Annotated in this window: 12 protein-coding genes and 1 tRNA gene; 8 read left to right on the plus strand and 5 right to left on the minus strand. The window is 36.8% G+C overall.

The window, feature by feature from the left end:
• The coding region (gene gltX / locus LBH98_00665) for a glutamate--tRNA ligase (protein ID MDR0303276.1) at window positions 1-667 on the minus strand (667 nt) is incomplete at its 3' end.
• A gap of 236 nt (window positions 668-903) precedes the next feature.
• On the opposite strand from gltX, the gene LBH98_00670 reads away from it, so the two are divergent.
• On the plus strand, window positions 904-1944 hold the full coding sequence (locus LBH98_00670) for a peptidylprolyl isomerase (GenBank protein ID MDR0303277.1): 1041 nt from the start codon (window positions 904-906) through the stop codon (window positions 1942-1944).
• 68 nt (window positions 1945-2012) lie between these two features.
• Window positions 2013-2279, plus strand: a complete 267-nt coding sequence (locus LBH98_00675) for a hypothetical protein (protein ID MDR0303278.1) — start codon at window positions 2013-2015, stop codon at window positions 2277-2279.
• A gap of 240 nt (window positions 2280-2519) precedes the next feature.
• On the opposite strand, the gene LBH98_00680 is transcribed toward LBH98_00675, so the two are convergent.
• Entirely contained in the window at window positions 2520-2762 is a 243-nt protein-coding gene (locus LBH98_00680; protein MDR0303279.1) for a hypothetical protein, read from the minus strand.
• A gap of 535 nt (window positions 2763-3297) precedes the next feature.
• Between LBH98_00680 and LBH98_00685 the strand changes: the two genes are divergently transcribed.
• Window positions 3298-3552: a hypothetical protein gene (locus tag LBH98_00685; protein ID MDR0303280.1), complete on the plus strand. Its 255-nt coding sequence runs from the start codon at window positions 3298-3300 to the stop codon at window positions 3550-3552.
• Between the two features lie 12 nt (window positions 3553-3564).
• Entirely contained in the window at window positions 3565-3831 is a 267-nt protein-coding gene (locus tag LBH98_00690) for a hypothetical protein (protein ID MDR0303281.1), read from the plus strand.
• Here LBH98_00690 and LBH98_00695 read toward each other — a convergent pair.
• Genes LBH98_00695 through accD form a run of 3 tightly spaced genes read right to left on the minus strand, consistent with a single transcriptional unit; the run spans window position 3793 to window position 6123 of the window.
• Window positions 3793-4437 carry a hypothetical protein gene (locus LBH98_00695; GenBank protein MDR0303282.1) on the minus strand — a complete coding sequence of 215 codons (645 nt, stop codon included), beginning with the start codon at window positions 4435-4437 and terminating at the stop codon, window positions 3793-3795. The genes LBH98_00690 and LBH98_00695 overlap by 39 nt on opposite strands.
• Before the next feature lies 1 nt (window position 4438).
• Window positions 4439-5284, minus strand: a complete 846-nt coding sequence (locus LBH98_00700) for an acetyl-CoA carboxylase carboxyltransferase subunit alpha (GenBank protein ID MDR0303283.1) — start codon at window positions 5282-5284, stop codon at window positions 4439-4441.
• Window positions 5281-6123, minus strand: coding sequence for an acetyl-CoA carboxylase, carboxyltransferase subunit beta (gene accD / locus LBH98_00705; protein MDR0303284.1), 843 nt, complete (start codon window positions 6121-6123; stop codon window positions 5281-5283). The genes LBH98_00700 and accD overlap by 4 nt, the downstream gene beginning before the upstream one ends.
• A 144-nt stretch (window positions 6124-6267) precedes the next feature.
• On the opposite strand from accD, the gene LBH98_00710 reads away from it, so the two are divergent.
• The 4 genes from LBH98_00710 to LBH98_00725 all read left to right on the plus strand — a co-directional run.
• Window positions 6268-6972 carry a glycosyltransferase family 2 protein gene (locus tag LBH98_00710; protein MDR0303285.1) on the plus strand — a complete coding sequence of 235 codons (705 nt, stop codon included), beginning with the start codon at window positions 6268-6270 and terminating at the stop codon, window positions 6970-6972.
• Between the two features lie 3 nt (window positions 6973-6975).
• A complete protein-coding gene (locus LBH98_00715; protein MDR0303286.1) occupies window positions 6976-7638 on the plus strand; it encodes a protein-L-isoaspartate(D-aspartate) O-methyltransferase in 663 nt (220 codons plus the stop codon).
• 19 nt (window positions 7639-7657) lie between these two features.
• Window positions 7658-7731 (plus strand) — tRNA-Pro (locus LBH98_00720).
• 279 nt (window positions 7732-8010) lie between these two features.
• Window positions 8011-8369 (plus strand): hypothetical protein (locus LBH98_00725; GenBank protein MDR0303287.1); only part of this gene is annotated, 359 nt, incomplete at its 3' end.

Raw genomic sequence — 8369 nt, forward strand, 5'->3', positions numbered from 1 at the left:
TTGGAGTAGAAGTTATCCATTCGTCGCCGCGCAAAACGTTTGTGATTTTCATAAGTTTGTCATCGACAACGTTAGCCAAATGATATGTCGGAAATTTGTCGGTTTTAAGCAAAACGAAATCGTCCTGCGTATTCGTATCAAACGAAATTTCACCGCGAACTGCGTCAACAAACGAAATTGTGCGATTTTGTGGAATCGCTAAACGAATCACAAATTTTTCGGATTTCGCTCGCTCGTCGGACTGGGATTTTGACAAATTTCTGCATTTTTTATCGTATCCAAAAACGCCTGTTCCTGCATTTTCCTGCTCTTGCCGCAACTGCGACAAACGTTCTTCCGAGCAAAAACAGCGGTAAGCAAGCCCTTTTTCTAGTAATTCGCCGGCATATTTGTCGTATAAATCCAATCTCTGCGACTGAAAGTATGGACCGCATTCGCCGCCTGCGTTTGGACCTTCGTCCCAGTTCAATCCGAGCCAGTTCAGCGAGGTAAAAATTTCATTGAGAGCGTTTTCGTTGTATCGCGAACGGTCTGTGTCTTCAATTCTCAAAAGAAATTTCCCGCCGGTTTTTTTGGCGAAAAACCAATTGAATAAGGCGGTTCTTGCCCCGCCTACATGCAAGTATCCGGTCGGCGAAGGCGCAAATCTAACACGAATTTCGTTCATATTTCCTCTTATTTCGTATTATTTTTTCGTTGAAATAAAATTCGGCTTGTAAAATACTTTTTGCGCCGAAGCAATATAGGCGAGTCTGAAAGTTTGGCTGCCAAAAAGAAAATGAATTTTAACAACTTAAATTAAAATTGAAAATTTATACAAATTATTTTTTTAACGCCGTTTCTTGTTTGTTTACTCGTCAATATTGTATTTTTCTGCAGATTTTTTTCTATTTGGAGAGATATATGAGATTTGTCGGTATTTTTTCGGCTTTTGCAGTTCTACTTATTCCGGTATTAGCAAAGGCGAATAATCAGGCGCAAAACGAAAAGGAGATTACTATGAAAGACGGTTTATATGCGGTGATGCACACAAGCAAAGGCGATATTAAATTACGGCTGGAATTTGAAAAAACTCCGCTTACGGCCGCCAATTTTGTGGGGCTTGCGGAAGGGAAAATTCAGAATGTCGCGAAAGAAAAAGGCGATCCTTTCTATAACGGGGTAATTTTTCACAGGGTTATAGAGAATTTTATGATTCAGGGCGGCGATCCGACCGGAACGGGGCGTGGCGGACCGGGATATATGTTTCCCGATGAAATAAACGCAGATTTGAAGCATTCGAGCGCAGGAATTTTATCTATGGCAAATGCCGGTCCCGCAACCAACGGAAGTCAATTTTTTATTACGCATTCGCCACAGCCGCATTTGGACGGAAAACATACCGTTTTCGGCAAAGTTATTGAAGGAATGGACGTTGTAAATTCAATTAAACCGAACGATATGATTGATTCCATTACAATTTTGCGCATAGGCGAGAAAGCGCAGAAGTTCATTGCAAACCAGGAACATTTTGAAGCGCTTTTGAATAATTATGGAGACATGGAAAAACAGAGAAACGCCGAATCAAATAAAAAAATGATGTCTGAAATTAAAAACAAATATCCTAACATGATTGAAGCGAAAGAAGGTTATTACTATGTCGTGAAAAAAGAAGGCGAAGGAGATGAAACTCCTGAAAAAGGAAAGGATGTTTTGTCCCATTACACCGGAAGATTTCTTGACGGAAGCGTGTTTGACTCATCGCTAAAAAGAGGCGCTTTCAAATTCAATGTCGGAACGGGACAGGTTATCGCCGGTTGGGATTTTGCTTTTTTGAGTATGAAAAAAGGTGAAAAAAGAACTATTATCCTTCCACCCGATTTGGCGTACGGAGCGCGCGGCGCTGGCGGAATCATTCCTCCAAATTCCTGGCTTGTGTTTGACGTGGAATTACTTGATTTTTAAACATAAAAACAGACCGTTATTTTTTATGCTTAATTTATCTTGAATCAAGAGGATAAGGAAATTAAATAATGAAAAAAGAAACTAAATCAGAACTCATTGCCTTTATTGTTGCTATTATAATTGGGACACTTATTATGTATGTGCTTACAGCAATTTGTATTTATGACGATTTTTCAAATGGCCCTGATAATATTACATTTTTTCAAGCATTCTATAGCACCTTTTTTGTTCTATTAAAACCAAATGTTTTATTAGACACTTTATTAAAATTTGGAACTTTGATGCTTGTCCCACTTTTAACGTTTATCGTCATTAGACGGCGGCTTTCCAAATGAAAGAAACAAGACATGAAAAAAGAAACTAAATCAGAACTCATTGCCTTTTTTGTTGCTATTGTAGTTGAAACACTTATTTTTTATACTATCATAGCTATGTCTATTTATTATGATTCTTTAAATGACCATGACAATTTCACTTTTTTTTCTGTATTCTGTGGCACTTTTTTTATTCTGTTAAAACCGAGCATTTTGTTAGACACTCTATTAAAATTCGGAACGTTGATATTCGTTCCACTTTTAACGTTTATCGTCATTAGACGGCAGCTTTCTAAATGAAGGAATATTACCTTTAATTTCAGCATTAAAACCATCTTTTGATACAGAAAAATCCGTTGGTTTTATGTATAACTTATCATACTTGTTTTTCCATTTATCCACTACTCTTTCTATCTCACTTTTAGGCTTCTTTATCCGCTCAAGATTTAAATCTACGTTGTTGTGAAAAATAGCATCGCGTAAATTTATATTTCTCCTGTTCATTTTATTGATAACGTCTTGCCCATATTCTACAAGTTTTTTATCTGTTTTGATTCCAAGACGATTATCTATTTCGTCAATTATCCGCTCATGATATTTTGAAGGTAATTTATCGGCGCATAAAGATATTTCACGATTTTTATTTTCTACATCGCTTACTTTTCTTATATCGCTTTTTGGTTCATATATTCTTCAATTCCTCTTTGCTTTTCTTCCGGAGGCAGTTCTAAAAGATACTTTTTCCATTCTTCGTCAGTCATTTTAAATCCTTTCTTTAAATTATTAGGCTTGTTTTAAGGTCTTTCTAAAACTTAACTAAATTACTATAATTAAACAAAAATAAACTAACAAATTATTACTGTTTTTTAAAAACTCTCTCATTTTATCAATTTGTTATATGCTCTTTTGTATTCTGTTGTGTATTCAGTTTGACATTTAATTTTACTCATATTACACTCCTTTTTTTTGATTTAATAACTAAATTTCCTACTTTCATTATTATCCATAACATATTTTACAACTCTCAAAGGAGCCTGTTATGAAAGAAAAACCAAATTCAGAACTAATCGCATTTGCCTTTGCTGTCGTAGTTTGGATAATTACTGCTTATTTAATTACGTCTATAATTTTGTATAATAATAACCCTGGACTTGCGATACTTGATACACTTCATGTGGCTGTTCTTGTTTTATTAAAACCAAACGTTTTATTGGACACTCTGTTTAAAACAGGAACAACTATGATTTTCCCTCTTTTAACGTTTATTGTCGTCAGGCGACGATTTTCCAAATGAAAGAAACAAGACATGAAAAAAGAAACTAAATCAGAACTCGTTGCGTTTGCTATTGCGATTATAGTTGAAACATTTATTTTTTATGTGATTATAGCCATGTCTATTTATGATGATTTTTTAAACGACCCTGATAATTTTACATTTTTTCAAGTATTTTGTGGCACTATTTTTATCTTGTTAAAACCAAGCATTTTATTAGACACAGTGTTAAAATTCGGAATGTTGATATTCATTCCTCTTTTAACGTTTATTGTCATTAGGCGGCGGCTTTCTAAATGATGGAATATTGCCTTTAATTTCAGCATTAAATCCATCTTTTGACACTTTGAAATTTTTTGGTTTTACGGGTAAATTATCATATATGTTTTTTCCTTTATCTACTACCCTTTCTATATTATTTTTAGGCTTCTTTATCCGCTCAAGATTTAAATCTACGTTGTTGTGAAAAATAGCATCGCGTAAATTTATATTTCTCCTGTTCATTTTATCGATTACATTCTGCCCATATTCTACAAGTTTTTTATCTGTTTTGATTCCAAGACGATTATCTATTTCGTCAATTATCCGCTCATGAAATTTCGGAGATAATTTATCGCCGTATAAAGATATTTCACGGTTTTTATTTTCCACATCGCTTACTTTTCTTATATCGCTTTTTGGTTCTTTTATAGGATTTATATCCGGTTTTTTATCGCTCTCGTTAAGCCATTTTCCAAAATCAAAACTATTGACGCTTTTATTTGTTTTCTCTACACCCAAAATACCGCTCAAAATATCAATCTTATTAACATTCTTATTCGAATCGTTCATATATTCTTCAATTCCTCTTTGCTTTTCTCCCGGAGGCAGTTCTAAAAGATACTTTTTCCAGTCTTCATCTGTCATTTTAAATCCTTTCTATAATCTTCTCTTCGCTATAAACACCCATTTTAGAGAATTTCTCAATCCGCGCCAGCGCTCTTTTTTGAGGTGTGGGTTTTTCGAGTTTTTCAATTTCTTCAATTAACGCTTTTTTCACGTTTTCAAACGTCTGTGCGTGGTTACTATGCGCGCCGTTTTTTGGCTCTTCTATTATTCTGTCTATAATTCCAAAACTCAACAAATCGTTTGCCGTTATCTTTAACGCGTTTGCGGCAAATTCCGCTTTTGCGCCGTCCCGCCATAAAATTCCGGCGCAGCCTTCCGGAGAAATAACCGAATAAACAGCGTTTTCAAGCATCATGACGCAGTCGCCTACCCCGATCCCAAGAGCGCCGCCGCTTCCGCCTTCGCCTACGACAACACATAAAACCGGTACTTGCAATTTTGTCATTTCGACCAAATTTCTTGCAATCGCTTCCGCTTGCCCGCGTTCCTCTCCTTCAATTCCAGGATACGCCCCCGAAGTGTCGATAAGCGTAATTATCGGAATGTTGAATTTTTGCGCCAATTCCATAAGGCGAAGCGCTTTTCTGTATCCGTCTGGAAGAGCCATCCCGAATCTGTGTTCGGCTTTTTGATGTACGTCGATTCCTCCTTTATTATGCCCGATAAGCATAATCGGCTTGCCGTCCAATCTTGCAAAGCCGCCGCAAATCGCCTTGTCGTCGGAAAATCTTCTGTCGCCGTGAAGTTCGACAAAATCCGTGAAAACGCCCTTTGCATAGTCTGAAAAATATGGTCTGTTAGGATTTCTTGCAACTATAGTCGCCTCCCAAGAAGTGTTTTTAGTTTTGACTGTTTTTTCGGTCATTTGCCGCCTCCCGCCGTCTGTCGGTTATAAAAAGACAAAATACCGGAAATTGTTTTTTTCATTTCACTGCGGGATACGACTTTATCGACAAATCCGTGTTCCAATAAATATTCCGCTGTTTGAAATTCGTCCGGAAGTTTTTGTTTTATGGTGTTTTCGATGACTCTTCGTCCCGCAAACGCAATCAACGCCCCTTTTTCTGCGATATTTATGTCGCCGACCATCGCAAACGAAGCCGAGACGCCGCCCGTAGTCGGATCGGTTAAAATCGAAATATAAGGTATATTTTTTTCGTTAAGCATAGAAATAGCCGCGCAGGTTTTTGCCATTTGCATAAGCGAAAAGATTCCCTCCTGCATCCTTGCGCCGCCGGAAGCCGAAACTATAAGCAAAGGAATTTTTGAATTTAACGCTTTCATAGCGATTCTGTAGATTTTTTCACCTGTTCCGCTTCCCAAACTCCCGCCTAAAAATCTAAAATCCATAATTGCGGCGGCAACTTCAATCCCGTTTATTTTTCCAGCGCCGGTTATCACGGATTCGTTTAATCCGGTAATGTTTTTTGCCGAAGAAATTCTATCGACGTAAGACGATTTCGCATCGACGAATTTTAAAGGATCATTGGGTGAAACGGAAGAATCTTCCTGCAAAAACGTATCTTTGTCGAATAACAAGTCAATTCTTTCTTGAGCGTTCAGACGCTCGTGAAATTCACATTTTGGACAAACTTTATCGTTTTTCTCAAATTCGTCCTTTAACACCGGTTTATTGCATGCGGAACATTTTATCCAAATATTTTCATTTTTTAATTTTTTTTCTTTGTGGTTAAACCATCCCATCCGTTCTCCTTTAAACATATCTTAATGAAAACAAATATACTATTTTTACGAATAACGAATATATCAAAGCATAAAAATTACGAAAAAACTATGTTTCTACGTATAAAAAAAGTATTTTGTTGCGTAAAATAAACTGGAGTTTTTGTGTATAATTTCAACGAATCGATAAAAATACTCATTCCGGCGTATAAAGCGGAAAATGAATTACTGAAAACTATTCCGTCTCTGCAAAAAAAAGCGCCGAAAGAAAATATTGTTGTAGTTATTGACGGGATTTTTGACGACAGCGAAAAATTATGCAATGATTTTGGAATTAAAACCGTTATTCATGAAAAAAATCGCGGAAAAGGCGCGGCTATTTTAAGCGGATTTAGACAGATGTCCAAAGACGTGCGATGGGTGATAACAATGGATGCCGACGGGCAGCATTCTCCTGACGATTTAGACGTGTTTCTTGAAAAAATAAGGACTGCAGACGAAAAAACGGCGATAATACTGGGAGCAAGAAAACGTTCTGTAAAAACGATGCCATTAATGCGGATTTTTTCTAATTGGGCGACGTCCGCTTTTATTTCGTTTATCACAAAACAAAAAATTTTGGACAGTCAATGCGGATACCGTGCGTACAGACTGCCCGCTTTTTTTTCAATAAAATGTAAATTTTTTCGTTTTGAAATGGAATCTGAATGTATTTTACGGCTAAAAAGTAACGGTTTTGTTGTAGATAATGTTCCTATAAGAACTCTTTACAACGCCCAAACGAGCCATATTTCGCATTTTATCGACACTTTTCGGTGGGTGAGAGCAATGTTGGTTACTATTAAAGAAATTAAAAGAGATAAGAGGTAATATATGAATAGTACGATGGCGCCCGACATATCAATGAAAAAACTTTTAGCCCAACTTATACAAAAAGGAATTACCGATAAACATATTCTTGAAGCGATAGCGAACGTCCCTAGACACCTTTTCGTTGAAGACGCTTTAGCGGGAAGAGCTTATGATGACATTACCTTGCCTATAGGAAACGGACAAACAATATCGCAGCCGTCCGTAGTCGCTCTGATGACAAGTGTTTTGGAAATATCGGACGGACTAAAAGTTTTGGAAATCGGAACCGGTTCCGGTTATCAGTCGGCTATTTTGTCTCATTTTACAAGACGTCTTTTTACCGTGGAACGCTTCAGCAACCTTTTAGAAAAAGCAAAAAGACGACATACGGATTTAAAAATAACAAATATTTCATATCGGCTCGGCGACGGGACGCTTGGTTGGACGGGTCAGGGACTTTTTGACAGAATTATTGTCACGGCGGGCGCTCCTTCTCTACCCGGTCCGCTGTTTGAACAACTTGCGCCTGACGGTAAGCTTATAATCCCTACAGGCAGTAAAGAAGAGCAGAGTCTTACTCTCTATACCAAACGGAGCGACGGGACTATGGCGTTCAAAAAATTCGGCAAAGTGACTTTTGTTCCTCTTGTCGGACAATACGGGTGGAAACCGGACGAAAAGTAATAAACTCAAAAATAATATTCGGAGTGTAGCGCAGTCTGGTAGCGCACCACGTTCGGGACGTGGGGGTCGGAGGTTCAAATCCTCTCACTCCGATTCGCTTTTATAAAATGTAAGTTTTTTCTATAATTTCAAACCTAAATATTTTATCTTCTATAAGAAATTTTTGGAAATTTACACCTGTGACTAACCCATCAATAACCTAACTCTACAAGGCTATTTAGGGTTCAGACAATTATATTATTTGTATCTTATTAATATTTCAAACATCCAATAAAAGAATTTATGAATAAAACAGAAAAAATATATTTGAGGAAACTTAAAAAAGTATTTTTGGTCTAATGATTATAATAAAATTTGGTAGAGGAGATAAAAATGAAAAATTTCAACGGTGAATTTGCAAATGAAGCGGAAGATTGGAACAAGTTATCTATGCAGGAAAAAGAAAAAATTTACAAAGAAGACGTGGAACAACTTCGTAGAGATTTTAATTCTATTGAGGGCGGAAATGAACAGGCAATATCCGATTGGACGAGAAAATATGGAAGAAGAGGATATAAAAACGGGATTGACGGCGTAATAAATATTCCGGCAAGAGATATAATACGCGAGCGACCTGTTAAACAATATTCTTTTGAGGAAAACGATTTTAATGAAAGAAAACAAACTCGTAATCCAAATTATAATCCGCAAAAAGTTTCGCAGCCGACGAATAACTTGTCGATGAATGATAA

Source organism: Chitinispirillales bacterium (genome assembly GCA_031254455.1).
GTDB lineage: Bacteria > Fibrobacterota > Chitinivibrionia > Chitinivibrionales > Chitinivibrionaceae > WRFX01.